Here is a 25,866-nt window from a genome sequence, read left to right on the forward strand (position 1 = left end):
ATTGCTTTGCTTTTATGTAAAGGTAAGGATGATTTTTAAATGAATCACCTTAACACGTCATTGCGAGGAACGAAGCAATCTCTCACGATGAGGAGAAGAGTTCCACTTTGGTTAAGATTGCTTCGTTCCTCGCAATGACGCATAAAAAAACACCAGCAACAAAATTATCACTGGTGTTTTTTAAATATAAAAGGTTTATTTCGTTACTTCAAATTTTCCTCTGTTAATCACTTCTTTCTTTTCATTCAGAACATTATAAATATAGATTCCGGATGCAAAAGCAGCTGTTTCAATGGTTGTTGTATTTGCATTCATTGTAAACGTTCCAACTTTACGACCAGCAACATCAAGTACTTCAACTGTTTCAGCGTAAACTGAACTTGAAAGGGTGATATTGTTAATTGCAGGGTTAGGGAAAACCGTAACTGTATTCACAACACCATTGATTTCGTTTGTGCTGGTATAACCAGACCATGACATTGCATCAATATAGAATGCGCTACCAATTTTTGCTCCCGGATGGTTGTAAACACTTGAGCTTGCAAACACCAACATTGTATCTGCCCAAACACCACTAAATGCAGGGTTATAGTTCATTGTTAAACTGTTTGCAGCAAAGCTCGTTGTTGTTGCTCCAGTTGCATACTTACCAGAAGCAATTGTATCTCTATTCCCAGCAAAATAACGGGTCAAATATGCCAAAACAAACGCAGAATCGCCAGGCATTGGGGTATATTTTGAAGTGAATGCCAATGTAGAAGGACGCCCAGACATTGGTTTACCATAAGAAATTCCTGGAGGAGAAATATTTATTGCCCCCATCACCAAAATTCCTGCTGTATCAATATTTCCAGTAGTGTAAGGATTTGGAATGGCAGCACCTACAACTTTTACAGTAACAATTTTTGCGCTGATTAAGCCTTGACTTGGAGCTACTGTTTCTTTAAAAACAGATTGAAGAGTTCCAACTGCAGTAAGTGCATTCAAGCTCGCCCAACCTTGTGGGTCTTCAATTGTAACAAAAGGAGGAACAGCTGCACCCCATGTTTCAAACATTAAATCGGGAGCTTGTGCAGAACCATTAAATGCAAAAGCAATAATTGCAGTCGCAGAAAGTAATATTTTTTTCATCGTTTATATTTTAAATGTATCTAACAAATATAACACAAATTTTTTCTTTAGTCAATACCATACAAGCAAAAAACGTCCCACCAAAGGCGGGACGCTTTTCAATTAAATATCAGATGAGATTATTTTACAATTGTAAATTTTCCTCTGTTTAAGATAACATTGTCCCTACCAACAAGTGTATAGGAATAAACCCCATTTGCTAATATTGAAGTATTCACTGGAACTGTTTCTCCATTCACTACAATTAAATCAATCATTCTTCCTGTGATATCCAAAATTTGGATTGAAGCTACTTTTTGAGCTTCTACAGTGAAGGTGATTTGATTTTGTGCCGGGTTAGGAAATACATTTACAACTGTTGCATTTGATTGTTCATTAATACCAACAGTTGGCAATGCTTGCAACCATTTTGCTTCGCTAATAGCTGCTGTTGAATCTAGTTTCAAAGAAACCAATGGAAAACCAACACCGTTTGCCCAGAATGAATAACTTGTAGTTGAATCAGCTGCCAAAAGAGGAGTAAAACCGGGAACCGGATTCCATCCTCCAAGTGAAGAAATTAATACATCGGTTGTATCGCGTCTTATAACAGTTTCTTTTACTCGAAGTACATTGTATGTTCCTAATGGAGTTGTTAAAGAACCCCAAGCATCAACTAAGAGTGTTTTTTTTACTCCAGCTCGTTGTCTTGCAGAATCAATCACAAAACCAACACCAGGATCAACGTTAAAATAGAATGCAGGTGTATTAACTTGATAATTATTTGTGGTCGAACTTAAATAAGTTCCAGGAAAGCTCATCAACACTTCTTCAGGTGTATTTTTATTCATAACAGTAGAACTTCCTCCACCAAAATCAGTATAGGCCACAGAACCTGATGATGTTAAGCCGGTAGCATTGTTTGTCAAATAAATATAATTAGTATCCGTTCCTGAAAAAGCACTTGCAATTAAATTGGACGCAGGGAAATTAGGATTCGGAATCCAAGAATAAGAGATAAACGTTAAACTATCTAATATACTTGAATTTAAAGCCGTCATGTTCCAGGTCTGGTTGATACCAGCAGAACCTTCAGTAACCGTAGGCAAATTATCTGTGGCTTGTTTAATCACTTTAGTAGGCATTGCTACATCCGCAGTAGTAATGGTAATTTGAGCGCTAGCACTCAAAGCACCGATCAATAATGCAGAACTTAGTAGTAAGTTTTTTTTCATGTTTATCGTTTTAAATTAAGGGGTTGAACTTTCAATTTATCTTAACAAATATACAAAATTTGAATATTCGATAAAAATACCAATGGTTGAGTGGAAATTAGACGTTGTGAGTGGGTTTAAGCTTAAAATGGGAAGTCTCATTTAAACCGTCATTGCGAGGTACGAAGCAATCTTGACTTATTGAACGCGAGAGATTGCTTCGTACCTCGCAATGACTTGCTAACCCGCAATCTCTCATTCTCAATAAGCAGAACTAATCATTTGGTAAAGAGTGCCACATCCCGCGAAAAGACGGAATTCGCAATGACGAAATTAATTGGAATTGGGGGAGCTTTATTAAACAAAGGATTGCATTTCGTGCAATTTGGAATAGGTGCCGTTTTTAGCCAATAATTGGGTATGTGTTCCTCGTTCGATGATAACCCCTTTTTGCATTACAATAATTTCATCGGCATGTTGGATGGTGGATAAACGGTGTGCAATTACAACCGAAGTACGGTTTTTCATTAAATTGGACAATGCATCTTGCACCAAACGTTCACTTTCAGTATCCAAGGCGGATGTTGCCTCATCCAATATCAAAATAGGCGGATTTTTAAGCACTGCACGTGCAATACTCATTCGTTGACGCTGTCCACCCGACATTTTACTTCCCCGATCGCCAATATTGGTTTGGTAACCTTGTGGCATTTTACTGATAAACTCATGCGCATTCGCGATTTTTGCTGCTTCAATCACTTGTGCTTCGGTAACATTCTCTATTCCAAAAGCAATGTTGTTATAAACGGTATCATTAAACAAAATCGACTCTTGCGTAACAATCCCCATGAGGGCCCGCACATCGGCAATTTTAGCATCTTTGATGGATACTCCGTCAATTAAGATTTCCCCTTGGGTGGTATCGTAAAAGCGAGGCAACATGTCTGCCAAAGTCGTTTTTCCGGAGCCAGATTGTCCAACCAAGGCAATCGTTTTTCCTTTTTCAATTTTCAGATTAATGTCGTTCAACACCCATCCCACTTCACCTTCACGGTAGGCAAACGAAACATTTTTGTACTCGATTTCTTTTTCGAATTTTGTAATTGGTTTTGGGGTTGGACCATCCTTAATGGTGACATCGGCATTCAACACTTTATCGATGCGTTCGGCAGAAGCCAATCCTTTTTGAACACTGGTATAGGCGGTGGTAAATGCTTTTGCAGGCGCTAACAATTGCGCAAACAAAGCTAAATAGGTGATAAACACTTCCCCATCCATGGAATAATCACTAATCACCATTTTACCACCAACATAGAGAATAACCACCAATACCGAAACACCCATAAATTCGCTGAGCGGAGATGCCATATCTCCTTTTCGGTACATACGAATGCTGATGTCGGTGTATTGCTGATTTTCGCTACGGAATTTTTCGCTAATGATTTTCTCTGCATTAAATCCTTTGATGATTCTTAAGCCTCCCAATGTTTCTTCCATAATGGAAAGCAATATTCCCATTTTTGCTTTTCCTTTTGCAGAAGAACGTCTTAAGCTTCTTCCAATCAATCCGATGGTAGCTCCGGAAACAGGCAAAAGGATAAATGCAATTAACGTGAGCATCGGATTCATGAACACCATCATGATTAAAAAGAAAACGATGTTTAAAGGTTCACGAAAAATCATTTCGAGCGATTGCATAATGCTCCATTCAATTTCCTGAACATCCACCGTCATCCTACTCATGATATCACCTTTGCGTTCTTCTGAATAATAGGCCAATGGAAGCTCCAATGATTTATTAAAAATTTTATTCCGCATATCTCTTACCACGCCATTTCTAATAGGGGCAAGAAAATACATTGCCAGGTAACGGAATAGGTTTTTTAGGAAAACCATGATAACCGTAAACAAACAAATCCAAATTAAGACACTTACTTTTCCATTGTCCACTGCACCTTTTGCCAAGGTGTGATTGAGTAGATCCAACAATCCACTGGTACTAAAGCTAAAAACAGGTTCTTTGGCTGCAATTGCCTGAAGTGCGTTCGGGTCGTTTGAAAACAGAATTTTCAAAAAGGGCAGCAACATTAAGATTGAAAAAAGAGAAAAAATAACGGAAAGTATATTAAAAACGATGTTCAGGATTGCATAGCGCCAATATCCTTTTACATAACGTAGAACACCGAAAAACTTTTTCATTCGGCAAATATAGCGTTTGTAGCCTTAATTTTGCTAATTTTACGCTCATAATAATCGTTAAAATGGATTCAACACGTCAGTTAAAAGTATCACGCTTAATTCAAAAGGAATTGGGAGAAATCTTTCAAAGAGAAACCCGTTTGCTTTTTGGAAATGCGCTTATTACCGTAACGCAGGTGCGTGTGAGTCCAGACTTAGGCATCGCCAAAGTGTATGTGAGTTTATTTAATGTTCCTGATAACAAAGCATTGCTAAAATTAATCCAGGAGAACACCAAGGAAATACGCATGAAACTTTCGGAGCGTATTAAAAAACAAGTACGCATCATTCCAAATTTGGTTTTCTTTCATGACGATTCATTGGATTATGCGATGCGGATTGATGAGTTATTAAAAAAGTAAATAAGTTAATTGTGGAAAATAAGTAATTTAGGTTTGTTTACAATTTTACTTGATTACCCTATTTAACCCAATTAACCTAATCAACTGATTTGAATCTACCCTTCTTCATAGCAAAACGGTATCTGATTTCTAAGAAGTCGCACAATGCCATCAATATCATTTCAGGCATTTCGGTTTTGGGCATTTGTATTGGCACCATGGCATTGGTCATAGTATTGTCAACTTTCAATGGTTTATCGGGCTTGGTTCAATCGCTTTATAATTCTTTTGATGCTGATTTGGAAATTACAGCCAAACAAGGAAAAACATTTGACCCAAACACCACCGCATTTCAATCCCTTTTAAAATCTGAGAACGTAGCACATTATACGGAAGTAATGGAAGGCAACGCATTATTAAAGTATGACGATAAACAATGCATTGCAACTGTAAAAGGTGTAAGTGCCGAATTCCAAAAAATGAGTCGCTTTGACACCCTTGTTCGTGAAGGCGATTTTAATATCAGCAAAAGTAACATTGTGATTGGGAAAGGAATTAGCTATAAACTGCAAACACGAACCAATGATTTTGCTTCACTAATTTCCATTTATGCACCCAAGCGCGGCAAAATAAGTTCCATGAATCCCGAAGACGGCATCAACGAACTAAAAGCTTATCCTGCTGGAGTATTTACCATCAGCGATGAACTGGATGATTACATCATTATGGACATTGCGAATGCAAGAGCATTGTTGGATTATACCACCGAAGTAACCGCCATTGAATTGGGAATGAAAAAAGGAATAGACATTGAAAAATTCAGAACTGAAGTTACAAGTATTGTTGGTGACGGATTTGAAATTAAAACCAGAGAACAACAAAATGCATTGTTTTATAAAACGATGCAATCGGAAAAAGTATGGACCTTCATCATTTTACTTTTTATTTTAATCATTGCCACATTTAATGTGATTGGCTCCTTAACGATGTTGATTATTGAAAAGAAAAAAGACATTACCATTTTGAGTAATATGGGAGCCGACATACAACTCATTCGTAAAATATTTTTGGTTGAAGGAATCTTAATTACATGTATTGGGGCATTCCTCGGTTTGTTTTTCGGCATACTCATTTGCTGGATACAAACAGAGTACAGTGTCATTTCGATGTCCGATAATTTAGTAGCAAATGCCTATCCGGTAACGGTAAAAACACTTGATATCCTTACCATATTGGGAGCAGTACTCGCGATTGGATTTATTGCAGCTTGGTATCCGGTGCGTGTGTTTACTAAAAAACATTTTGCATTATAATACAGGTTCGACAATGGTGCATTTTTCAAAACATCTAATTTGTGTTTTTTTCATTTTCGCACTATTAACATCAGCTTGCCATAACAACGATAATCTGCCACAAGGAAATTCTTCTTTTAATTTTCCAATTGGTCTCGATAACAAAATTAAAGTTGCCATCCTTCCATTTTCAGGAGTTGATCCTACTTATTCAAAATTATTAAAATCGGAAATTGAATTATTCTATTCTTGTGAAGTAACTGTGCTCAAAGAACATACTCTTCCAGCCTTTGCCTTTTATCAGCCTCGTAATAGATATAAAGCGGATAGCTTATTAAAATATTTAAAGCTAAGTCTACCAAAAGATTATAACTTAATAATTGGAATTACAGGAACTGATATTTCCACAAAAGATGACATTCATGAAGACTGGGGTGTATTTGGCTTAGGTTTTATGGGTGGTCCCAGCTGTATTATTTCTGATTTTAGATTAAAAAAATCTGCCATTGACAAAAAACATTTACAGCAACGAATAATAAAAGTTGCACTCCATGAATTAGGCCACACATTAGGTTTGCCGCATTGCACTTCCAGCAATAAATGTTTAATGAAAGATGCAAATGGAACAATTAAAAGTGTAGATGAGGAAGAAAAACAACTCTGTGAAAGTTGTAAAATAAAATTAGCGTCCTTCCGAACGATTAAGTAATTTTTGCAACAACTTACTCTTTGGTTTTTTATACGGATAGAAACGATTCTTCGGAATATTATTAAAAATCAAAGCAACAATTAAGAGTATCACCACACCAACCAATACCGGTGATAGTACATACAGAAATCCCAGTGCTTGAATTTTTTCAGAACCAATGTTGGCAATCAACGCTGTAGCGCCTCCTGGAGGATGAAGCGTTTTGGTAATTTGCATCATGACAATCGATAAGGAAACGGCTAAAGCGGACGACAACCAAATTTCTCCGGGAATTAATTTATGAATAGCCACTCCAATAATTGCACTGATTAAATGTCCGCCAACCAAATTACGAGGCTGTGCCAAAGGGCTGTTGGTAGCGCCATAAATTAACACCGCAGTCGCACCGAACGAACCGATTAAAAATAAATTATCATTTAAAGTAAAATAGCGGGAGTTGATAAATCCGATGAGTCCGATGCCTACAAACGCTCCAAGAAAAGTCCAAAGAATATCTGCTTTATCAACAATTGTTTCGCGGTAAACAACATAACGGGCAATGCGAAAATTTCGCTTGAGTTTATCCTTCATGGCAGTTATGCGACTTCCAATGCACCGTATTGTTTTTCAACTTTATCCAACAGCATAATAATTTCTTCGTAGGAATAAGTCGTCACCAATTTTAAACGAAATTCTTTAAAATTCGGCAAGCCTTTAAAATAGTTGGTATAATGTCTGCGCATTTCAACAATACCTGCATGGTTGCTTTTCCAACGCATCGAGAAATCGAGGTGTTCTTTACATACACGTACTCTATCCGAAATGGTTGGTGGTGCTAAATGTTCTCCGGTATTAAAATAATGTTTGATCTCATTAAATATCCATGGATACCCAATGCTTGCTCTTCCAATCATAATTCCATCTACACCATATCGATCACGCATTAGTTTTGCTTTTTCGGGAGAATCCACATCGCCATTTCCGAAGATAGGAATTTTGATGCGGGAGTTATTTTTGATATCACCAATCAAACTCCAATCGGCTTCGCCTTTATATAATTGAGCACGGGTTCGACCATGAATGGTTAAAGCAGATATTCCAATATCTTGTAAACGTTCTGCCACTTCCACTACATTTTTTGTATTGTCGTCCCAACCCAATCGTGTTTTTACGGTCACCGGGCGGGTTGCAATTTTCACAATGGCAGAAGTCATTTCCACCATTTTGGGAATATCTTGTAAGAGTGCTGCACCGGCACCGCGACAAGCAACTTGTCGGACTGGGCAACCATAATTGATATCAATCAAATCCGGTTTTGCATTGTCGGCAATCATGCCGGCTTCACGCATGGAATCAATATCAGAACCAAAAAGTTGAATCCCAATGGGGCGTTCGTACTCAAAAATATCCAGTTTTTGCACACTTTTAGCAGCATCACGGATAAGTCCTTCGGAAGAAATGAATTCTGTATACATTAAATCCGCACCATTTTTTTTACAAACGGCACGAAAAGGCGGATCACTCACATCCTCCATCGGAGCAAGTAATAAAGGGAATTCGCCTAATTCTATGTTACCTATTTTAGTCAATCGTTATGAGTTAAATGAAAATGGTTAATTGTTTTTTGGTGAAACCTAAATTACTTAATGTACCTAATTAACTATTTTACTAATTTAGCCCAAAGTTACCAAAAATAAGCCTATCAATGCAAAACATCGAGCAAGAACGCCATTCTTGGATTAAATTATCTGTCATTTTTGCCTGGTTATTTTTATATGGAGCCGGAACCGTTATTGGAAGTGGTGCTGAAACAGCGCTCAACCTAGATAACCCGCAAACAGTTTTATTGCTCTATTTCGGACAACTCATCGGAGTAATCGGATTATTTATTGTGCCATCGTTATTATTTGCCGGTTTCTGGACCAAACAAAAAATCGGTTATTTGGGTGTAACTACCAAAGCGTCTTTTCTCACATTAATACTTGGAAGTATTGGAATTTTATTTGCACTTCCAACCATCAATTGGATTGCTCAAATGAATGAACAGATGCATTTGCCGGATGCATTGCACGGGGTGGAAGAATGGATGAGAACCAGTGAAGCGAAAGCGATGGAAATGACGGAATTATTTACAAAAGGAAGTTCCGTTGGCGGATTGATTTTGAATTTATTTATTGTAGCCTTTATGGCGGCCATCAGTGAAGAGCTTTTTTTTAGAGGCATGATTCAAAAGGTTTTGATAGAATGTTTTAAAAATAAACACATCGCTATTTGGACCGGAGCAATACTATTCAGTGCATTTCACATGCAATTTTTTGGCTTTTTTCCACGAATGTTGATGGGTGCTTATTTAGGATATTTGTTCTTGTGGACGGGTTCGTTATGGCCGGGTATCTTAGCCCATTTCGTCAACAACGGAATGGCAGTTTTTTTAATCTGGCTCTCGAACAGGGGCGTTATTTCAGCAGATGTAGATAAAATCGGGACATTCGAGAATGAACTTATGTATGTGATTACAAGTGCGATTCTGGTGACTTTCAGCATGATTTTGGTTTATCGTATGGAGAAGAAACGAAAAAATAGCCTGACAAGCTAAAAACTTTATTACATTTGCAACCCGATTCCGGAGAGGTGTCTGAGTGGCCGAAAGAGCAAGCCTGGAAAGTTTGTATACTCGCAAGGGTATCGTGGGTTCGAATCCCACCTTCTCCGCTGAAAGGGACTTAGGCTCAAAAAGAGAACTAAGTCCCTTTTTTATTAAAGCCAAATCGCCCGTGTGTCGGGCGATTTGTGCAATTATAAAATTAATTTCAGCGGTTCGAAATGCCCCATTTTTCTTGTCATATACCAAACCGGACGGAAATATTAAATTTTGCAATCCTTCTTTTAGTGCTATACCGCCATCTTGCCAAATTTGGCGCAGGTTTTGGCAAATAAATACAGCTTCATTTATCATTTCTTTTAGGTTCGAAATGGAAATACCACAAGTTGCCATTTCCTTTCGAATATTATCAAATTCCTTAGTGTATTTTACTCTAAAACGTTCGTAGGTTTCCTTGGGCATCTCCTCTTTTATGAAGTGCTTCTCCTCAAGCGTTTCAATATCCTTGGTTAGTTCGATAATTCTCGCCTTAAGGATCGCTTCCTTTTCAACGGAGTCCTTATTCAGTTCATGGTAGGTGCTTTCCAATTCGATTTTTATAGCTTCTGTCAATTCAGGTTTTACTTCGTATTTCTCAAGTTCCTCTGAAAACAAACGGTGCATTTCTTTTGCGCTTTTATTGCACTTGCAACCGTTTGTTCTGCATTTGTAATAGTACAAGTTCTTCTTCTTTACAATGTATCCTGTAAAGGGCTGATTACAATCCGAGCATTTAATGAAAACCTTCAGCGGAATATTTACATCTTCTGCTTTATGCGGTACTCCGAATTTAGTTGAAGATGAAATTACCTCATTCACTTTCATAAAGGTTTCTTTTGTAATCATTTTTTCATGTACTCCTTCAACTACTTTTCCATTCAACATTCCGTGCGAAACTAATCCGCAATAAAATGGATTCATAAAAATTTTATGCAATTGTTGTTTGTACATTTTTACTCCGATAGACTGAAGCTTCAAAATAATTTCTTCATTCTTCATGCCCATGAGTTTCCATTCCCACGTTTTTTTAATTTTCTTTCCTTCTGCGTTCACAACAATTTTACGTTCACCACTTGTTCTTACAATATCATAACCCTGCGGTGGTTTCACAACCCAAATTCCCTTTTCAAACTTTGCTTTCATTCCAGCCATTGCCACTTGCTTTCGTTGTTCGTTATCCCACCGCCCGAATAACAATTGCATATCATGAAATAAAACTCCATTTGGATTGGAGGTATCAATTGGTTCTGTTACTGCCTTAATATGAACTCCATGTTTTTCTCTTAGTTCATCTGCAATGGAAATAGCTTTGCCTCCTGTTCTACTAAAGCGAGTCATTTTGTAAACCAAAATGGTGCTTATTTTTCCTTTGCTTGTATTCAAAAAACTCAGCATTCGCTGAAACTCTTTCCTAGCATCGGTTTTAGCACTTTCATAAGTATCCCCAAACGCTGAAACAATTGTGAGATTATTTCTCTTAGCATATTCCTCAATCGATTTGCGTTGAGTCTCCAACGACTCGTTTTTATCGAACTGACCTTTGCCAGAAACCCTTGTGTACATTACTGCTAAATTGGATGTCGACTGTTTTACTTCCTTTTTACCAAAGCGTCCAAACCGACTTGCGATTATTTGTTCTTCTGTCATTTTTGCCTCCTTTCTTTTATTATTAATCTTCTTATGCTTGTTTTCTGTACTCAATTTCCGAAACATCATTTTCAGTATTCAGCAAAATTATTTTTGCTTCACTTGAATCATCGATCTCGTTTTTCTTTTTTAGTTTTGAAAGATGTTCGCATAAAAGAACAGCCAGTTTTTTGATTGATAATACAATCTTGTTTGCTTGTTCATCGCTTACACTTTCATAACCTTTTATCATTCTTAGTTTTTCAACCGTTAATCCTTTATTATTTTCGCTCTCACTTTTCATTTCTCTTTTTGACTTCCGTTCAACACTCCTTTTTCTTCATTATTGTATTGATATTCAATATTATAGCTAATTTACGTACATCTTTTGGAATAAAGAAATACCCCAAAATCGCCCTAAGTTTGCCTAATTTTCAGGTTGATTTTATAGCTTTCTTCTGTACAGTTTATTATCCCAAAATTTGGCAAGGTGATCTTATTTTTATTTTCTGTTTCATATTATGCTGCTTTATTTTGTTGTTGACTTTTTAATAATCCCTGTTTTTTTAATGCTTCGTATCTATATCTCCAATCACTCTTTTTTTCTGTTTCACTTTTACCGGAGATGAATTGCTGCACTTTTTCTTGATGCGGTTTCTCTTCAACAAAATCTATTTCGGAAAATTTTATTTCAGGTGTGTGATGCATTAATTGATGCCTAATGCAAATCAGATGCGCTTTTCTTTCCTTTGTTAATTTGAAAGCAAGCATTTTTAAATGTCTCTTTTCTTCTATCGTTTTATTTAGTCCGAGAAAGAGTTCAATAATTAATTCCTTAAAAGGATAATCTTTTGGAAGCTTGTTAAAAGTTGCACTTGTAACCAATCGCTTAAATGCATCCGTTACGCAAAGCAAGGTGTGCTGGTCTATCCGGCTATAGTTACTAAGCTTTATTAATCCTTCGGATAAACATCTAAAGCGTGTGTTTACCCAAACAATCAGCTTTGCATCTTCGTATTCCCAATAATCAAAAGGCTCTTTTATTTTTACACCTCCGTAATTTTGCTCGTATTTTTTTTCAATTAAATCAATGAGTTTACTGTTGATCCATTTATAACGTGGCTCGTTTTCATTTTCATGTTTCTGCTCAACTTTTATAAGATTTTTTATTGGTTCAATTTCCTTTTCAATCTCTCTTACATTATTCGATTCTGCTATTTTGGTTTCTTCTTCTTCTTCTTCTTCTTCTTCTGCATCCGCCAGCGGTACAAATTCAAATTCACTTTGTTCATCCTTATCGTATTTTACGGTAAGTTCTTCATTACCGTATTTTACGGTATCCTTTTCCTTATCGCATTTTACGCTAACTTCATTAGTAGTAACAGGCTTTACGTTAACTATAGGAACTTGCAAACTTGGTTCTGCTTCCGTTGTTCCTGAAAGCACCAAACCATTTCTTTTAAAGTATGCCATTTGTTTACAGTTATCGCTGCAATATTTTTTGCTCGACCGTATTGCAGTAAAATGCCCTCCGCAATATAAACAGGTGCTTTCCATTCTTTTTAAATTCTAATCGGTTTAATATTCGTTTTCATCATCATCTTCATCCAACATCAAAACTGTATCGCCAAGCAAACCTTTCATGTATTCGCTGTAATCAGTTAATATGCCTTCCATGTTTTCTTTTGCTTCTCTATTCTTAAGAGAGTTTAAATCAAAATTCACATTTAGCAATACAATGTTTTGTCGCTCCTGAATTCCAATAATTTTATGCTTGATATTGTTACCAAACAGAATGCGTAAAATATCCATAAGCAAATCTTCTGGTACTTTATATCGTTTTACAATTAATTTATTTTCCATTTCTTTAATTTTATAAATAAGCGGTTTCATATGTTTTCTTTTTCTCCGGTTGCGTTATTGGTATAACATCTCTGAGTGCATTCATCCCGATTCCTAAATGGGGATTCTCCGTTTCTGTTTCCGATAACACTTTTATCTTCTTGTATTTCTTCTTTACTTTTTCAAAATCTTCCTCAAGCTCCGTATAGTCTTCTTTTAGCTTGAGGTTTTCTGCTTTCAATTTTTCTATTTCCTCCTTTTGCCCTTTTAATTTTATAAAGGCATAGATCAATAAACCGACACCAACCAATAGTGTAATAGGACTTAATACAAGTTTTAAAACAGATCCCATTAATTTATTATCTCCAGCAATGGTATCTGCTCTTTCCCAAACACCTTTTTCGGCATCTGTTCCTGATAAAGTTTTTCGGTCTTGTTTCCGTTTTGTTTTTGTTCTGTTTTTTCTTCTTTCGTTTCTTTCATGGCTATTGTATTTTACGTTTAAAAATTCAAAGGTCGTATACTGTATTTTACTGTTTGCCGATTCCCGAACGCATTGAACCTTATTGGTTCTTATTGAACGGTATTGCGTTTATCGTTTACAAAAACAAAGGTGCAACAAGTGTATTTTTACGCTTTCCGCATTTTGACGTTCATTGCAATCTTTTTCGTTTGTTTTATAATCTTTTCTAAAGTTTTTCGATTTTAGTGTAAAGTAACGGCAGGGGTTTAACTCGCTTTACCGATTTGGGCGGAAACTGCCGAGAAGTGCGCTCAAATGCTCTATAAAGATGTTTAGGTGCAAATTGAAAGGGGGGACTCCTCCTTTGCAAACTATAGTTATTTAGAAAATAATTAAGAATTACTTGTAAATTAGCAACGCAATTGTCTCAAACTCATAACATACTCAACCCTAATAACTGGATCAAAACATACTCCGATGAGTTATATGGCTATGCTATGGGCTTTAAAAATGAGAGTAATTTCACAACATGGACATATCCCATCGCTACTAATTACCTCTTAAACTTGATAGATAAGCAAAAGCGTCAGCAAATAAATTTTGAGATGTTTGCTGTAGACTTATCTCAGGGCTTAAATCATAATTTATTTGGTAAACGATGCAGAGAAAAAATTATTGGTGGAGGAAGTCAAAATCGGATGTTCCACTGGCATGTTACAATGCCTAGATGCTGAAAGTAGAATCACCTATATTTTAGGAGAGATTTTAGAATTAGATTCGATTGAAGATGCCTATATTCAAGATGTATCTATGTTTTTATTGGTTTATAGTAGTTAGACACAAAAAAAGAAAAGCTGTTACAACTCGGATTAACTTATTAAAGCGCATACAATTAAATTCCTTGATTATCAATACTTTAATATTTGTACAGGGCTAGATTTTGTAACCTCTATTCCGAGTAAAGTAGCTTTTAAGAATAACTGTATAACGGTAGTAGATGTATTTGTTTGTTACAGGTTACACTAAAATCCAGAAAAGAAGAGAGATGTTGAAAACTTTTATTTTATATAGTCAGGAATCCTAACTATATTTGCCATGTAATTGCAATTACATAGTTTAAGTATTATTAATATCTAAAAATTAAAGAAATGAGCAAATCAATTTTCTATCACGCAGGTTGTTCTGTATGCGTTAGCGCGGAGCACGACATCATTAATCTACTTGGTGCAAATAATGTAGATGTTGTACACTTCGGTACAGATAAATCAAGAATTGCAGAAGCTGAAAGGGCAGGTGTAAAATCTGTTCCTGCATTAGTAACTCCAAATGGTAATGTACTACACATTAATTTTGGAGCATCAATGGCAGATGTAAAAGGTTAAAAATAATGCCCTGCTATTACTAGCAGGGCATTTAAGTTTATCGATCTATGAAAAATTTAATGTTTTATCACGATGGATGTGACATTTGCGCAGGTGTTGGGCAAGTAATTGTAAATCTAATCGGACTTGCCAAATTGGATATCATTCATGTTGGGGTTAATCCTTCACGAATGGAAGAAGCTAAAAAAATCGGAATAAAGGCCTTTCCTGCCTTAGTAACTAGCAATGGAAATGTACTACATTTTAATGTTGAAGAGCATGAAGGAAGTACATCTTGCTTGTTTTAAAAATTATAAACTTTAATTAAAAAAAAATGAAAAAACTATTTTATACAATGTCGCTAGCGACACTATTTATTGCGTCAAAAGCATTTGCATGCGATAAGTGTCAAAAATTTAAAAACGATAATTTCGTTATTGTATCTACAAGTGCCAGCTACAATGCTAATTTAAAACAAGTGGTAATGTCGATACAAGTAAAAGGACAAGCAGGAATAACTATGCCTGATTCAATTGGAAAATTAGATGGTGCAGGGGTATTGGGGTATGTTTTTCCAACAACATTAAAACCAGAAGATGTAGGATTTAATCAAACGGAAGGTATTGTAGCTTTAGCGCTTACCTCACATCCTGATTTTGATGATTCTCCGTTATGGGATGAAAACAATAATGGTACTTTTTCTGATGATGGCCGTGTTTGGCATCCACACTGGGTCATACTGGTGAAAGATGAGAGGGTAAAAGGTGGGCTTGCTGTAAAAGAATTTAAAAAAGAAGATAAAACAGTAAAGTTACCTCCAACAGCTCCAAATATGCCAATGTATATGGATAGTCCGGCTTTCAGGTGGTAACAAAAGGAAATACAATTCAGGTTGTCATTCCATCATACAGAATTAACAACAAAAAAGATTTTAAATTTGATGCAGTTACCTGCTACATGGCTGTTAACACTTCCGATATGATGATGCCTATGCTAGGTGTAATGGATGTGTATAGCGTTGCATCAGGTAAGTTAACTTTACCATATACAATAAAAGTAAAATAATAATAACCAAAGTCCGTCACGTATATACGATTTTAATGCGTGTAGGCTTACAACTTAGATTCCATGGAAATATCCTTATACAATACCATATTTAAAAAAGAAGATGGTAATCTCTTAAAATTTGACATCATTGTCCCATCCGAATTCAAGGATATTGATAGAATTTATCAATTTGGAAATGAGTTTTTAAAAAAAGAAGGGGTATTGGCAAAAAAATTGATTAGCGCAGAGGAATGTGATTTTTGTCATATGGAAATAGCTAATGAAAAGATTACAGAAGAAATTCGGGAAAAGGGTTATTCAATTTTTAAGCATTGGGGATTCGAAACTTTAGCAAAATAAGTCCAATAATTTTTGTCTTGTAAAGTTAGGATTCCTACCTTTGCAAGACATTACTTCAAATAAAAAAAATAGTAAAGTGAGGATTTTAAATTTATTAATTATAATGCTGTTTTCTTTTTCCGCAAATGCACAAAACTATAAAACAAAAACAATGAAAGTAGCAGTTTGGGACACCTATGTAACAAAAAAAGATGGTAGTGTAATGCACTTCGATATTATCGCACCTGAAACCGTAAAAGACACAAGTATCATATACTGTTATGGTAAAGAGTATTTAAAGTATAAAGGGCAAGAAGGGCAACCATTAACTTCAAAAGAATGCAAGTATTGCCATATTGAAACAGTACGACTCCAATGGGAAGCTGAAATAAACCAAAAAGGGTATTTCATTATTGAAATGGAGAATTGCAAATGAAAGAACGAATTCATTTACTATTTTCCTACGGCACTTTAAAGTTAGAAAAAGTTCAACTTGAAAATTATGGCCGAATTTTAACTGGAACGCCCGATAGACTTAACGGCTATAAAATTTAAAACTTGCAAATAACCAATTCGACAGTTTTAAGTAAAATGTCAACTTGAATTTGACCCAACTGCAGTAAAAAAACAAATACAAATGCTTTTATTGAAGGAATGATACTTGAGATTATAGACACGGAGCTTGCAGAAACAGATAAATACGAAGTAAGTGATTATCAAAGAATTCTTGAAACATTTGAGTCGAGGAAAAAGGCTTGGATTTATATTGCTAAAAATTTGACGATATGAAATATTCATCATTCAACTTAAACGAGCAAAACGAACAAATTGAAAGCCGAATTGTCGTAGCTTTGGAACGAATTTCGGAAGCGTTCAGAGTATTATTATGGAATGAAAGTAAAGAAAACTCATTAAGTCCTATTCAAATTCAAATTTTAATTTTCATTTACTTTCATTCGTTGGAAAAATGCAAAGTGGGTTATTTGGCTGATGAGTTCAATATGACCAAAGCCACTATTAGCGATAGTGTAAAAATTTTACTTTCAAAAGAATTAGTAACCAAGGAAACTGATCCCAATGACACAAGGAGTTTTTCGATATCACTCACAAATGAAGGAAAAAAAATTGCTAAGAAAGCATCTTTATTTGCTTCATCAATAGAACAACCTATTGAAAAGCTGACGCATGAACAAAAAAAAATAATGCTCAGTGGCTTGCTGAAATTGATTTATGACTTGAACAAATCAGGCGTCATTACTATTCAAAGAATGTGTTTTACTTGTTCCAATTATCAACTAGAAAAAGATATTCACTACTGCAAACTTTTAAAGAGTCAACTTGCGGAAAGCGAATTAAGAATAGATTGCCCCGAACACGAATTACAGCTATGAATTTATTAATTGAAAATTTAGACAAGATAAAAAGCAGAATTAATATGCAGCAAAGTTATCAAGTCGTAATCCTAATGAAATCAAACTTCTGTTAGCAACAAAAAACGTTTCAACTCAAAACATAATTACAGCAATTGAAGCTGGTGAAATCTTAATTGGAGAAAACAAAATCCAAGATGAATGGAAAGGAAAACCAATTGCAATTTCAAATCTTTCAGCCAGTGGTTTTAGAGGTACGCAAAAGCTAAGAAAATATTCATTTTTAATGTAAATTATATAGTTGAAGGAGCTGAAGGAATTGCTTCTTTTTCTTCTTCAGGATCAAAAACTTACGCTATATCCTCACATAAATTGTTGTATACAGAATTTATGGTAGATGCGTCTATTTTTTGGAAAGGAAAAGAAATTGATAATATGAATGTGTTTATATGTTTTGATTTAAACACAGGAAAAATTACAGGAAAATTAAGTGATTTAAACATTTTTCAAATTGGGATGCAAATCCACAATCATTTTTAATGTTAAAATATTCTGTAACCTTTCCGGTTGTCAACTACTCTAATGTAGTATAAGTCAAAATTAATTTCATCTCTAAACCAAATTAAAATGGAAAGTATCAATTTAAATCAGTCAATCAAACCTACATTAAATCTTCTAAAACTAACATTTGGCATAGTTCCTATTGTTGCCGGGTTAGATAAATTCACTAATCTACTTACCAATTGGGAACAATACGTTCATCCCGGTATTGCAAGTATGTTACCTATTTCAGCATCTGCATTTATGATGATCGTTGGAGTTATTGAAATTGTAGCCGGAATAATAGTATTAAAGAAAACAGAGATAGGTGGTTACATTGTTGCGGCATGGTTAACATTAATAGCACTTACTCTTTTGGCAAGTTTTAAATTTGTGGATGTGGCAGTTCGTGATCTGGTTATGGCAATTGCCGCTTTCTCAATGGCTCGCATAGCCAAATTTGTTAAATAAACTCCTTACTTGTAACCTTTATTAGTATCAACCACTCTAATAATTCATAAACCTATATAAATGAAAAAAATAATTGTTATCGCCACACTATTAATATCAATAACCGTAGCTTGTAAGTCAAAAAAAGCTACAACTTCAACTGCAAAAGCAGATTCTAATATGGATGCACAACTAACAGCCGTAAATGCCCGGTTTCCAAATACTACAATGGAAGAATTGAAAAAAGGACATTCCATTTATACTGGAGCGTGCACCAAATGTCATGGCGCAAAGGATGTAACAGTCTATACAGAACCAAGATTGTTGGAAATAGTAGATGTAATGGCTAAAAAAGCGGAAATTACAGCAGAAGAAAAACAAGCGTTAATAAAATTTGCTGTTGGAGTAAGAGCCACGTCAAAATAATATTCAACTTTATAGTATGGCGAACGTAAAAGAATTCGAGCATTATTCAGATATTGAAATAATAGGCAAAATACTTGATGGCGAAAGTAAACTCTATGAATTAATTATTCGCAGGAATAACCCCTTTTTATATAAAATTGGTAGAGCCTATAATTATACGCATCATGACACTGAAGACTTGATGCAGGAAACTTACGTCAATGCATTTTACAATTTATCAAAATTTGAAGGAAAATCTACTTTTAAAACGTGGATCACAAGAATAATGCTTAATAACTGTTATCAAAAAAATAAAAAGCATAGTTACAAAAACGAAAATACAGTTGAGGAAATAACACTCGAAAAAAATAAACCGATGTTTCAAAATCACACGAATACCGAAAAAAATATTTTAAATAAGGAACTGGGACATGTATTAGAAAAAGCACTTAATAAAATCCCTGAAGATTACCGGTTAGTGTTCACGATGCGAGAATTAAACGGACTAAACATAGCTGAAACAGCTGAGGCACTTAATATCAGCGAAACAAATGTGAAGGCTAGATTAAGCAGAGCAAAAACAATGTTAAGATCAGAAATAGAAAAAATGTATTCGCCCGAAGATATCTACGAATTTAACTTGGTTTATTGTGACAGAATGGTAGAGCGAGTAATGGCAAAAATTACAACAAAATAAGAAGAGGCAATGATAGAAGATGTTGTAACGGAAAAATTATTACACGAATTAAACGAGGAACATTTAAGCACTTCGATAGATACCCCTATGCGTGAAGATGCTTTTAAATTAAATGACACTCAAAAAATTAAAATTATTGCTGACCATTTTAAACAAATAATGCATACGCTGGGTTTAGATTTAACAGACGATAGCTTAAAAGACACACCACTTAGAGTGGCAAAGATGTATGTTAAAGAAGCTTTTAGTGGGTTAAATCCTGCTAATAAACCACAAGCGGCATTATTTGAAAATAAGTATCGATATAACGAAATGTTGATTGAAAAAGATATTACTTTATATTCTTATTGCGAACATCACTTTGTTCCCATCATCGGCAAAGTCCATGTGGCATATATTCCTAATAAGAAAGTTATTGGATTGTCTAAAATAAATCGTTTGGTACAATATTATGCTAAACGTCCGCAAGTTCAGGAGCGTTTGGTAAATCAAATAGCAGAGGGGTTAAAAGCCGCATTAAATAGTGATGATGTTGCTGTTATTATTGATGCTACACATCTTTGTGTATGTTCAAGAGGCATAAAAGACACAAATAGCAGCACAATTACAGCTCATTACTCCGGTAAGTTTAAGGATGAAAAATTAAAAATGGAATTTATTACTTTGATTAAATAGTTAGATAACTGATACAATGCTATTAATTAAATAACAACTCATACAATCCATTTTCGCTAAAGCTATTTGGCACTAAAACATTAAAAATTCCATATTCTGTTAATTTATATTTAGTCGCATCCCCCATTGCTATTACAAGTTGTCGCGAATCAATCTTGTATTTATTAAAATAAGATAATACGTTTGAAGGGCTTGTGAAAATTAAAATATCAGTATATGGTATGGTAAAATCACTTTTTATACTGGTTTTATACACATAAAGATTATAACAAGTATTAGTAAACGATAATTGTTTCTGTATAGATTGTAAAGAATCGATTGCTTGAGGAAATAAAACAGTATCATTTTTTAAAGCCTCCTTAAAATCTTTAGCGATTTGCAACATATTATTACCTTGACCAATAAAATTAGCTTCCTTACCAAAAGTCAATAAATAGTTTGCAGACACAATACTCACTACTCCATAATTGACGTTTGCAGGTAATATAGGATTTTGTGCAAAAAAATAGGTAATAGAGTTTTTACTTGAAAAAAATATCCACTTTGTTTGAGGTGTATACGAATAACGAACAGGATTAATTTCTATCAAGGGCTCATCAATTAGCGTTATGTTGCTATCGCTTTTTAACCTTGTAAAGGCACCGTTCTCATCTACTTTTCTAGATATAAAAACACTTTTTATATCTTGAGATATAGCTTCACTAATCATATATTTATTAATTAATTTTTAAGACTTATAATGCGTACTAATGTACTAATCTTTACTGCATTTATTTCACTCGTTTAGTATCAATAAATACCACTATTTAACATTTAATTTAAAGCAATTGTCCGTTACTCAGTATATTTGCAATAATTCAAATGAATATTCAAAAATATTTCAGTTTAACAATAATATATAATAAACTTAAATTCAACAATAAAAACATTTAAATGAGTCAGTGAAATCATTTTCTTTTTTAATTAATAGTAATATTTATATTTCATTTGCAGCATCTGTATTAGCAATTGAAACACAAATTCAGTTGGGAATGAGACCTCAGTTGCATCCCTACGTGTTTATTATTTTTTTCGCAACTTTATTTGAATATAACATACATCGTTTAATATTAGTTTTAACTAATAAGGATGCATTAAACCATCATAGACATTCTTGGATCAAAAAAAATCCAAAACAATTTTATTTCGTTGTATTCTTTTCTATCATAGGCTTTTTAGTTTCAATACTTCTTGCTAAAGAAAGAGTTCTTATTGCTTTAGCACCTATAGGTCTATTAACCATTTTCTATTCCTTACCATTTTTTAAAAAATTAAAGTATGTTTTTAGATTGAGAGAAATCCCCTTTCTTAAAATATTTTTAATTTCATTTGTGTGGTCAGTAGTCACAATATTACTTCCTATAATTCAGTCAAATATTACTTATGATATTGGCCATCTATTACTAATGTTAATTGAAAGATTTATATTCGTATTTGCAATTACTATTCCATTTGACATTAGAGATATTTCTGACGATAGGGTATCTGGATTAAAAACAATTCCCATATTAATAGGTCAAAAGAAGTCAATAGTTGTAGCTAATATTTCTCTGCTATTATTTACAATAATTTGTTTAGTTCATTATCCAATGTATAAACTTACATTTATTTTACCTGGTTTAATTTTATCAACATTAACCACCTTGTTTTTTCTTAATAATAAGACGTTACGTAGCCTTTATTATTATCATTATGGCATTTTAGATGGTACAATGATTTTACAAGGATTTTTAGTGATTATCTTTTTCTATTTTTTAAATTAGCCAAAGAATAAATTCATGGAAAAGAATTGCAGTCTCTACAAAAATGATTTATAAATAGACATTACGTTTATGCCAACAAAAAAAATAAAAAGAAGTTATAGAAAGGTTAAGTATGTTTTTTATAAAGAAACGTTAATTGATAAAAAAGAACATTTTTTTACATTTCTCGGTGCATTTTTCGGCATTGGTATTATAGGATTCATTAACAGCAAATATTTTGTTTTTAATGATAATTTATTCTTGATAGGTTCATTTGGAGCCTCTTCTGTTTTGATTTACGGAGCTATAAACAGTCCATTAGCTCAACCACGTAATTTAATTGGCGGGCACATTGTGTCTGCTATTATAGGAGTCACAGTTCACAAATTAATACCAAATGAAATTTGGCTATCCTCAGCACTAGCCGTTGCTCTTTCTATTGTTTTTATGCAGATTACAAAAACGCTCCATCCCCCAGGTGGAGCTACAGCTTTAATCGCAAATATCGGCAGTGAAAAAATAAAGGCATTGGGATATATATACGTTCTTTCTCCAGTATTAACAGGTGTTCTAATCTTATTTTTAGTCGCACTAATTTTTAACAATATCACGCCAAACAGAAGGTATCCTGTAAAAAAGGATTATAGAAAAAGGATTCGATTCATTTTAGGGTTAAAAAAATAATAAAAGATATTTTTGTCTTTTATTTAAAATTGTATACATTTGTACTATAAATATCATTACTATGTTTTCAAAAGCTTGTGAATACGCTATTAGATCTACAATATACATTGCAGAACAGTCCAATTTAGATAAGCGTGTAAGTATTACAGACATTGCAAAAGCGATTGATTCGCCTGAAGCCTTTACTGCAAAAATTTTGCAACAACTTTCAAAAAATCAAATAATAGACTCAATTAAAGGTCCTAATGGAGGATTTTCTATAGAAAAAAAAAATATGCGTAATTTAAAACTTAGTCAGATAGTATTGGCTATTGATGGTGATTCTATATACAAGGGTTGTGGATTAGGCTTTAAAGAATGTTCGGAAAAACAGCCTTGCCCAGTACATAATAAATTTAAAATTGTAAGAGATGAATTAAAATATATGCTCGAAAATACCACTATTCTTGAATTGTCACTTGGGCTAAAAGAAGGGTTAACATTTTTGCATAGATAAAAAAATTAAAACATTAAAGGATATAAAGGTCTTAATATATTGTAATATATAATTCAAAAAATAGAAATCATGAATACATCTAAACAATCACAAATCAATACTCGGAATGGAAGCCAAAATTCATCTGACAGAGGAATTGATACTTGGTTCAACGAGCAAGCAGAAAAATTCGAGAAATCCCGTTTTGGGTGGATGGCAATGGGTATTACAATTCAAAGCTGTTTGGGTTCCATTGCTTGTGGCTTTATTCTTCAAAATAATGCTCACGTTATTTTACTAGCAACTTGTGCAGCAATTACAATGGCTAGCAACGCCGTTTTTATTGCCCTTGGTTCGGGTAAGCTCTGCCTTTCGATGTTTTACTTAAGTATTTTTTTGAACACCATTTTTATTATTACAAACATCTAAATTCAGTCAAAATGAAGCTAAGGCTAATAATAACCACCATACTTATATTTTATGGCTCAACGCTATTAAATGCTCAAGAAGCGAATAACATGATTCATCTTGAAAATTCACCACCAACCGCAACCTTCATATTTATATTATTCATAGGATTATTTTTAGCCATCATTTGGTACTTCCTTAGAAAATTTAATATTCAGGTATCTCTGGAAAAAAAATGGAGAAAAGAAACTACTACTAAAAGATTTTCTTCCTATATATCTAGTTTAAATTCAAATCAGATAACAGAATATCTTAAAGTAAAGCGGTTGCTTCGTTCTAAAAAAAAATCTGATATAAATAAAGGTATAAGCACTATTATACTTATACTTTTCTCCTCATTAACATTATCTGCTCAAAATAATACTAATCCGGAAAAGGGATTGTTTGGTCAAGGCGGTATTATTATAACCCTTATATTAATTTTAATACCTGTTTTGCTAGGATCAATTTTTGCGATTGTTAAAGCAATTAATGCGTTCAAAATTTATAATAATCAAAATAAATTACAAGATTCTAAGCAATTTGCAGAAAATCTTATAGCAATAGAAGATGAGGAACTGGAAAGTACTCTTCTAAAACGTAAAGCTGCACTTGATTATACATTGTCTAACTATGAGCTATCTGGAAAAAATAAGGCAGAAGATACAATAGGCATCATTCAAAATGCAAATCCAGATCACCAGGTTCACTTCACAGCACAAAAAAAGAAAGCAATTCCAAGGCCTAGCCTCGACAAAGATATCACAAAATTAATCCTATGGTATTTGGGATGCGCTGCCTTTTGGCTTGTACTTGGTGGTACTATTGGTGAATATGTAGGAATAAAATTTGTGTCTCCTGATGCGGATCATATTAGTTGGTTGAGTTTTGGAAGGCTAAGACCTGTTCATACGAATATGGTTTTTTGGGGTTGGGCATCATTAGGCATAATCGGTTTAGGATATTACGTAGTACCAACGGTTAGTAATGCAAAAACATACAACATCAAATGGGGATGGAATGCTCTTTGGTTAATTAATGCGATGGTAATCTTTGGTACAATAAGTTTAATGGCAGGTATCAATAATGGTGGCGGAGAGTTCAGAGAATATATATGGCCAATCATGGCGCTATTTGCAGTCGCTCTTATTCTAACATTATTAAACTTTTTAAAAACTGTAGCTAAACGCACTACCAAAGAAATTTACATTTCAAACTGGTATATTATTTCATCCATTATTTTCACAATTATAATTGCCCTAACGGCTTACTTGCCATTTTGGCAAAATGGCATTAGCGAAACAATCATTCAAGGCTATTATATGCACTCCGGTGTTGGTATGTGGTTTACTTTATATACACTTGGGTTGTTATATTATTTTATTCCTCAGCAATTAAACCGTCCAATCTATGCGTATAGCTTAGGTATATTGGCGTTTTGGACACAAATTTTATTTTACACAATTATAGGCACACATCATTTTGTTTTTAGCGCAATTCCATGGTGGCTACAAACAGTTGCTATTGTTGGTAGTGGTGGTATGATAATTCCTGTTGTAGCCGCTACAATTAATTACTTTTTTACATTTAAAGGTCAATGGAAAAAAGTATCGAACAGTTACACTTTACCATTCTTTTTTGTTGCTGTTATGTATTATTTTATTGTTTCTATGCAGGGTACAGCTGAAGCATTTAAGTTTACTAATCAATTATGGCACTTCACCGATTTTACAGTGGGACATTCTCATCTTGGGTTTTATGGCATAATCACATTCGCCATTTGGGGTGGCACCTATACAATAGTTCCAAGGTTAACAGGTATAGAGCCGCAACATCATATTGTTGGAGCGCACTTTTGGTTAGCCTTTATTGGATTATTGTTTTATGCTATCCCTTTATCCATTGGCGGCACGTTGAAAGGCATGATGTGGATGGAAGGTAAACCCTTTATTGATAGTGTTGTAATGATGTTTGACTATTGGTTATGGAGAGCAATTGGTGGCAGTTTAATGTTTTTAGCTCACTTTGTCTTTGCTTATAATTTCTATAAAATGACACGAAAACCAACTGTTGATATTGATATTAAAGAAGAGGCAATTAGACATTTAAAATCAATCATTGGAAATTAATAAAAAGTATC

The 25,866-nt window shown here is 34.2% G+C and carries 29 protein-coding genes, 1 tRNA gene and 2 pseudogenes; 21 read left to right on the top strand and 11 right to left on the bottom strand.

What is annotated here, in order from left to right; all coding sequences use genetic code 11:
* Window positions 1-195 precede the first annotated feature (195 nt).
* The 3 genes from IPP64_15570 to IPP64_15580 form a co-directional block, all read right to left on the bottom strand.
* Window positions 196-1,131: a T9SS type A sorting domain-containing protein gene (locus tag IPP64_15570; protein MBL0330781.1), complete on the bottom strand. Its 936-nt coding sequence runs from the start codon at window positions 1,129-1,131 to the stop codon at window positions 196-198.
* Window positions 1,132-1,250: 119 nt separating this feature from the next.
* Entirely contained in the window at window positions 1,251-2,345 is a 1,095-nt protein-coding gene (locus IPP64_15575; GenBank protein MBL0330782.1) for a T9SS type A sorting domain-containing protein, read from the bottom strand.
* A gap of 336 nt (window positions 2,346-2,681) precedes the next feature.
* Complete coding sequence (locus IPP64_15580; GenBank protein MBL0330783.1) at window positions 2,682-4,523, bottom strand: ATP-binding cassette domain-containing protein; 1,842 nt, start codon at window positions 4,521-4,523, stop codon at window positions 2,682-2,684.
* A gap of 62 nt (window positions 4,524-4,585) precedes the next feature.
* Between IPP64_15580 and rbfA the strand changes: the two genes are divergently transcribed.
* The 3 genes from rbfA to IPP64_15595 all read left to right on the top strand — a co-directional run bounded on the left by rbfA (window position 4,586) and on the right by IPP64_15595 (window position 6,904).
* Window positions 4,586-4,924 carry a 30S ribosome-binding factor RbfA gene (rbfA, locus tag IPP64_15585; GenBank protein MBL0330784.1) on the top strand — a complete coding sequence of 113 codons (339 nt, stop codon included), beginning with the start codon at window positions 4,586-4,588 and terminating at the stop codon, window positions 4,922-4,924.
* Window positions 4,925-5,013: 89 nt separating this feature from the next.
* Entirely contained in the window at window positions 5,014-6,216 is a 1,203-nt protein-coding gene (locus tag IPP64_15590) for an ABC transporter permease (GenBank protein ID MBL0330785.1), read from the top strand.
* A 13-nt stretch (window positions 6,217-6,229) separates the two neighbouring features.
* Entirely contained in the window at window positions 6,230-6,904 is a 675-nt protein-coding gene (locus IPP64_15595) for a Zn-dependent protease (protein ID MBL0330786.1), read from the top strand.
* Here the strand turns inward: IPP64_15595 and IPP64_15600 are convergent.
* Complete coding sequence (locus IPP64_15600) at window positions 6,878-7,474, bottom strand: HPP family protein (protein MBL0330787.1); 597 nt, start codon at window positions 7,472-7,474, stop codon at window positions 6,878-6,880. The genes IPP64_15595 and IPP64_15600 overlap by 27 nt on opposite strands.
* Window positions 7,475-7,479: 5 nt before the next feature.
* Complete coding sequence (dusB, locus tag IPP64_15605; GenBank protein MBL0330788.1) at window positions 7,480-8,472, bottom strand: tRNA dihydrouridine synthase DusB; 993 nt, start codon at window positions 8,470-8,472, stop codon at window positions 7,480-7,482.
* A gap of 116 nt (window positions 8,473-8,588) precedes the next feature.
* Between dusB and IPP64_15610 the strand changes: the two genes are divergently transcribed.
* Both IPP64_15610 and IPP64_15615 read left to right on the top strand, forming a co-directional pair.
* Window positions 8,589-9,479, top strand: a complete 891-nt coding sequence (locus tag IPP64_15610) for a CPBP family intramembrane metalloprotease (GenBank protein MBL0330789.1) — start codon at window positions 8,589-8,591, stop codon at window positions 9,477-9,479.
* A 29-nt stretch (window positions 9,480-9,508) separates the two neighbouring features.
* A tRNA-Ser gene (locus tag IPP64_15615) sits at window positions 9,509-9,595 on the top strand.
* 1,048 nt (window positions 9,596-10,643) lie between these two features.
* Here IPP64_15615 and IPP64_15620 read toward each other — a convergent pair.
* The 5 genes and pseudogenes from IPP64_15620 to IPP64_15640 all read right to left on the bottom strand — a co-directional run bounded on the left by IPP64_15620 (window position 10,644) and on the right by IPP64_15640 (window position 13,344).
* Window positions 10,644-11,240 (bottom strand): annotated as a pseudogene (locus IPP64_15620) (recombinase family protein).
* A complete protein-coding gene (locus tag IPP64_15625) occupies window positions 11,203-11,454 on the bottom strand; it encodes a hypothetical protein (GenBank protein MBL0330790.1) in 252 nt (83 codons plus the stop codon). The pseudogene IPP64_15620 and the gene IPP64_15625 overlap by 38 nt, the downstream one beginning before the upstream one ends.
* Before the next feature lie 215 nt (window positions 11,455-11,669).
* Entirely contained in the window at window positions 11,670-12,623 is a 954-nt protein-coding gene (locus tag IPP64_15630; GenBank protein ID MBL0330791.1) for a hypothetical protein, read from the bottom strand.
* A 105-nt stretch (window positions 12,624-12,728) separates the two neighbouring features.
* Complete coding sequence (locus IPP64_15635) at window positions 12,729-13,013, bottom strand: hypothetical protein (protein ID MBL0330792.1); 285 nt, start codon at window positions 13,011-13,013, stop codon at window positions 12,729-12,731.
* Between the two features lie 10 nt (window positions 13,014-13,023).
* Window positions 13,024-13,344 carry a hypothetical protein gene (locus IPP64_15640; protein ID MBL0330793.1) on the bottom strand — a complete coding sequence of 107 codons (321 nt, stop codon included), beginning with the start codon at window positions 13,342-13,344 and terminating at the stop codon, window positions 13,024-13,026.
* Window positions 13,345-14,603: 1,259 nt separating this feature from the next.
* Between IPP64_15640 and IPP64_15645 the strand changes: the two genes are divergently transcribed.
* From IPP64_15645 to folE, 11 genes and pseudogenes are all read left to right on the top strand, one after another.
* Window positions 14,604-14,837 (top strand): thioredoxin family protein, encoded by a 234-nt coding sequence (locus IPP64_15645; protein ID MBL0330794.1) that lies wholly within the window; start codon window positions 14,604-14,606, stop codon window positions 14,835-14,837.
* 47 nt (window positions 14,838-14,884) lie between these two features.
* Window positions 14,885-15,124, top strand: a complete 240-nt coding sequence (locus IPP64_15650) for a thioredoxin family protein (protein MBL0330795.1) — start codon at window positions 14,885-14,887, stop codon at window positions 15,122-15,124.
* A 26-nt stretch (window positions 15,125-15,150) separates the two neighbouring features.
* Window positions 15,151-15,881, top strand: a pseudogene (locus IPP64_15655) (hypothetical protein).
* A gap of 63 nt (window positions 15,882-15,944) precedes the next feature.
* Window positions 15,945-16,223 carry a DUF2024 family protein gene (locus IPP64_15660; protein MBL0330796.1) on the top strand — a complete coding sequence of 93 codons (279 nt, stop codon included), beginning with the start codon at window positions 15,945-15,947 and terminating at the stop codon, window positions 16,221-16,223.
* Between the two features lie 151 nt (window positions 16,224-16,374).
* A complete protein-coding gene (locus IPP64_15665; protein ID MBL0330797.1) occupies window positions 16,375-16,638 on the top strand; it encodes a DUF2024 family protein in 264 nt (87 codons plus the stop codon).
* 349 nt (window positions 16,639-16,987) lie between these two features.
* The gene (locus IPP64_15670; protein MBL0330798.1) at window positions 16,988-17,593 is read left to right on the top strand and encodes a winged helix-turn-helix transcriptional regulator; all 606 of its coding nucleotides are present in this window, start codon (window positions 16,988-16,990) and stop codon (window positions 17,591-17,593) included.
* A gap of 354 nt (window positions 17,594-17,947) precedes the next feature.
* Window positions 17,948-18,112, top strand: a complete 165-nt coding sequence (locus IPP64_15675) for a hypothetical protein (protein ID MBL0330799.1) — start codon at window positions 17,948-17,950, stop codon at window positions 18,110-18,112.
* 87 nt (window positions 18,113-18,199) lie between these two features.
* Window positions 18,200-18,583, top strand: coding sequence for a hypothetical protein (locus IPP64_15680; GenBank protein ID MBL0330800.1), 384 nt, complete (start codon window positions 18,200-18,202; stop codon window positions 18,581-18,583).
* Between the two features lie 60 nt (window positions 18,584-18,643).
* Window positions 18,644-18,988: a hypothetical protein gene (locus tag IPP64_15685; protein ID MBL0330801.1), complete on the top strand. Its 345-nt coding sequence runs from the start codon at window positions 18,644-18,646 to the stop codon at window positions 18,986-18,988.
* A gap of 16 nt (window positions 18,989-19,004) precedes the next feature.
* Complete coding sequence (locus tag IPP64_15690; GenBank protein MBL0330802.1) at window positions 19,005-19,664, top strand: sigma-70 family RNA polymerase sigma factor; 660 nt, start codon at window positions 19,005-19,007, stop codon at window positions 19,662-19,664.
* Window positions 19,665-19,673: 9 nt separating this feature from the next.
* Entirely contained in the window at window positions 19,674-20,339 is a 666-nt protein-coding gene (gene folE / locus IPP64_15695) for a GTP cyclohydrolase I FolE (protein ID MBL0330803.1), read from the top strand.
* Window positions 20,340-20,361: 22 nt separating this feature from the next.
* On the opposite strand, the gene IPP64_15700 is transcribed toward folE, so the two are convergent.
* On the bottom strand, window positions 20,362-21,048 hold the full coding sequence (locus IPP64_15700; GenBank protein MBL0330804.1) for a uroporphyrinogen-III synthase: 687 nt from the start codon (window positions 21,046-21,048) through the stop codon (window positions 20,362-20,364).
* Between the two features lie 232 nt (window positions 21,049-21,280).
* Here IPP64_15700 and IPP64_15705 point away from each other — a divergent pair, with 232 nt between their 5' ends.
* The 5 genes from IPP64_15705 (at window position 21,281) to IPP64_15725 (ending at window position 25,855) form a co-directional block, all read left to right on the top strand.
* Window positions 21,281-22,141, top strand: coding sequence for a UbiA family prenyltransferase (locus IPP64_15705; protein ID MBL0330805.1), 861 nt, complete (start codon window positions 21,281-21,283; stop codon window positions 22,139-22,141).
* 69 nt (window positions 22,142-22,210) lie between these two features.
* Window positions 22,211-22,804 (top strand): HPP family protein, encoded by a 594-nt coding sequence (locus IPP64_15710; protein ID MBL0330806.1) that lies wholly within the window; start codon window positions 22,211-22,213, stop codon window positions 22,802-22,804.
* Window positions 22,805-22,865: 61 nt separating this feature from the next.
* Window positions 22,866-23,300, top strand: coding sequence for an Rrf2 family transcriptional regulator (locus tag IPP64_15715; protein ID MBL0330807.1), 435 nt, complete (start codon window positions 22,866-22,868; stop codon window positions 23,298-23,300).
* Between the two features lie 69 nt (window positions 23,301-23,369).
* Window positions 23,370-23,708 (top strand): hypothetical protein, encoded by a 339-nt coding sequence (locus tag IPP64_15720; GenBank protein ID MBL0330808.1) that lies wholly within the window; start codon window positions 23,370-23,372, stop codon window positions 23,706-23,708.
* A gap of 89 nt (window positions 23,709-23,797) precedes the next feature.
* Window positions 23,798-25,855, top strand: coding sequence for a cbb3-type cytochrome c oxidase subunit I (locus IPP64_15725; protein MBL0330809.1), 2,058 nt, complete (start codon window positions 23,798-23,800; stop codon window positions 25,853-25,855).
* The last annotated feature ends 11 nt before the right edge of the window (window positions 25,856-25,866 follow it).

It is taken from the genome of Bacteroidota bacterium (genome assembly GCA_016722565.1).
Classification (GTDB): domain Bacteria; phylum Bacteroidota; class Bacteroidia; order 2-12-FULL-35-15; family 2-12-FULL-35-15; genus 2-12-FULL-35-15.

Excerpts from the sequence above, each read along its gene's own strand:
- IPP64_15570 (MBL0330781.1), bottom strand. The coding sequence starts at position 1,131 with ATGAAAAAAATATTACTTTCTGCGACTGCAATTATTGCTTTTGCATTT.
- IPP64_15575 (MBL0330782.1), bottom strand. The coding sequence starts at position 2,345 with ATGAAAAAAAACTTACTACTAAGTTCTGCATTATTGATCGGTGCTTTG.
- IPP64_15580 (MBL0330783.1), bottom strand. The coding sequence starts at position 4,523 with ATGAAAAAGTTTTTCGGTGTTCTACGTTATGTAAAAGGATATTGGCGC.
- rbfA (MBL0330784.1), top strand. The coding sequence starts at position 4,586 with ATGGATTCAACACGTCAGTTAAAAGTATCACGCTTAATTCAAAAGGAA.
- IPP64_15595 (MBL0330786.1), top strand. The coding sequence starts at position 6,230 with ATGGTGCATTTTTCAAAACATCTAATTTGTGTTTTTTTCATTTTCGCA.
- IPP64_15600 (MBL0330787.1), bottom strand. The coding sequence starts at position 7,474 with ATGAAGGATAAACTCAAGCGAAATTTTCGCATTGCCCGTTATGTTGTT.
- IPP64_15610 (MBL0330789.1), top strand. The coding sequence starts at position 8,589 with ATGCAAAACATCGAGCAAGAACGCCATTCTTGGATTAAATTATCTGTC.
- IPP64_15625 (MBL0330790.1), bottom strand. The coding sequence starts at position 11,454 with ATGAAAAGTGAGAGCGAAAATAATAAAGGATTAACGGTTGAAAAACTA.
- IPP64_15630 (MBL0330791.1), bottom strand. The coding sequence starts at position 12,623 with ATGGCATACTTTAAAAGAAATGGTTTGGTGCTTTCAGGAACAACGGAA.
- IPP64_15635 (MBL0330792.1), bottom strand. The coding sequence starts at position 13,013 with ATGGAAAATAAATTAATTGTAAAACGATATAAAGTACCAGAAGATTTG.
- IPP64_15640 (MBL0330793.1), bottom strand. The coding sequence starts at position 13,344 with ATGGGATCTGTTTTAAAACTTGTATTAAGTCCTATTACACTATTGGTT.
- IPP64_15645 (MBL0330794.1), top strand. The coding sequence starts at position 14,604 with ATGAGCAAATCAATTTTCTATCACGCAGGTTGTTCTGTATGCGTTAGC.
- IPP64_15650 (MBL0330795.1), top strand. The coding sequence starts at position 14,885 with ATGAAAAATTTAATGTTTTATCACGATGGATGTGACATTTGCGCAGGT.
- IPP64_15660 (MBL0330796.1), top strand. The coding sequence starts at position 15,945 with ATGGAAATATCCTTATACAATACCATATTTAAAAAAGAAGATGGTAAT.
- IPP64_15665 (MBL0330797.1), top strand. The coding sequence starts at position 16,375 with ATGAAAGTAGCAGTTTGGGACACCTATGTAACAAAAAAAGATGGTAGT.
- IPP64_15670 (MBL0330798.1), top strand. The coding sequence starts at position 16,988 with ATGAAATATTCATCATTCAACTTAAACGAGCAAAACGAACAAATTGAA.
- IPP64_15680 (MBL0330800.1), top strand. The coding sequence starts at position 18,200 with ATGGAAAGTATCAATTTAAATCAGTCAATCAAACCTACATTAAATCTT.
- IPP64_15685 (MBL0330801.1), top strand. The coding sequence starts at position 18,644 with ATGAAAAAAATAATTGTTATCGCCACACTATTAATATCAATAACCGTA.
- IPP64_15690 (MBL0330802.1), top strand. The coding sequence starts at position 19,005 with ATGGCGAACGTAAAAGAATTCGAGCATTATTCAGATATTGAAATAATA.
- folE (MBL0330803.1), top strand. The coding sequence starts at position 19,674 with ATGATAGAAGATGTTGTAACGGAAAAATTATTACACGAATTAAACGAG.
- IPP64_15700 (MBL0330804.1), bottom strand. The coding sequence starts at position 21,048 with ATGATTAGTGAAGCTATATCTCAAGATATAAAAAGTGTTTTTATATCT.
- IPP64_15710 (MBL0330806.1), top strand. The coding sequence starts at position 22,211 with ATGCCAACAAAAAAAATAAAAAGAAGTTATAGAAAGGTTAAGTATGTT.
- IPP64_15715 (MBL0330807.1), top strand. The coding sequence starts at position 22,866 with ATGTTTTCAAAAGCTTGTGAATACGCTATTAGATCTACAATATACATT.
- IPP64_15720 (MBL0330808.1), top strand. The coding sequence starts at position 23,370 with ATGAATACATCTAAACAATCACAAATCAATACTCGGAATGGAAGCCAA.
- IPP64_15725 (MBL0330809.1), top strand. The coding sequence starts at position 23,798 with ATGATTCATCTTGAAAATTCACCACCAACCGCAACCTTCATATTTATA.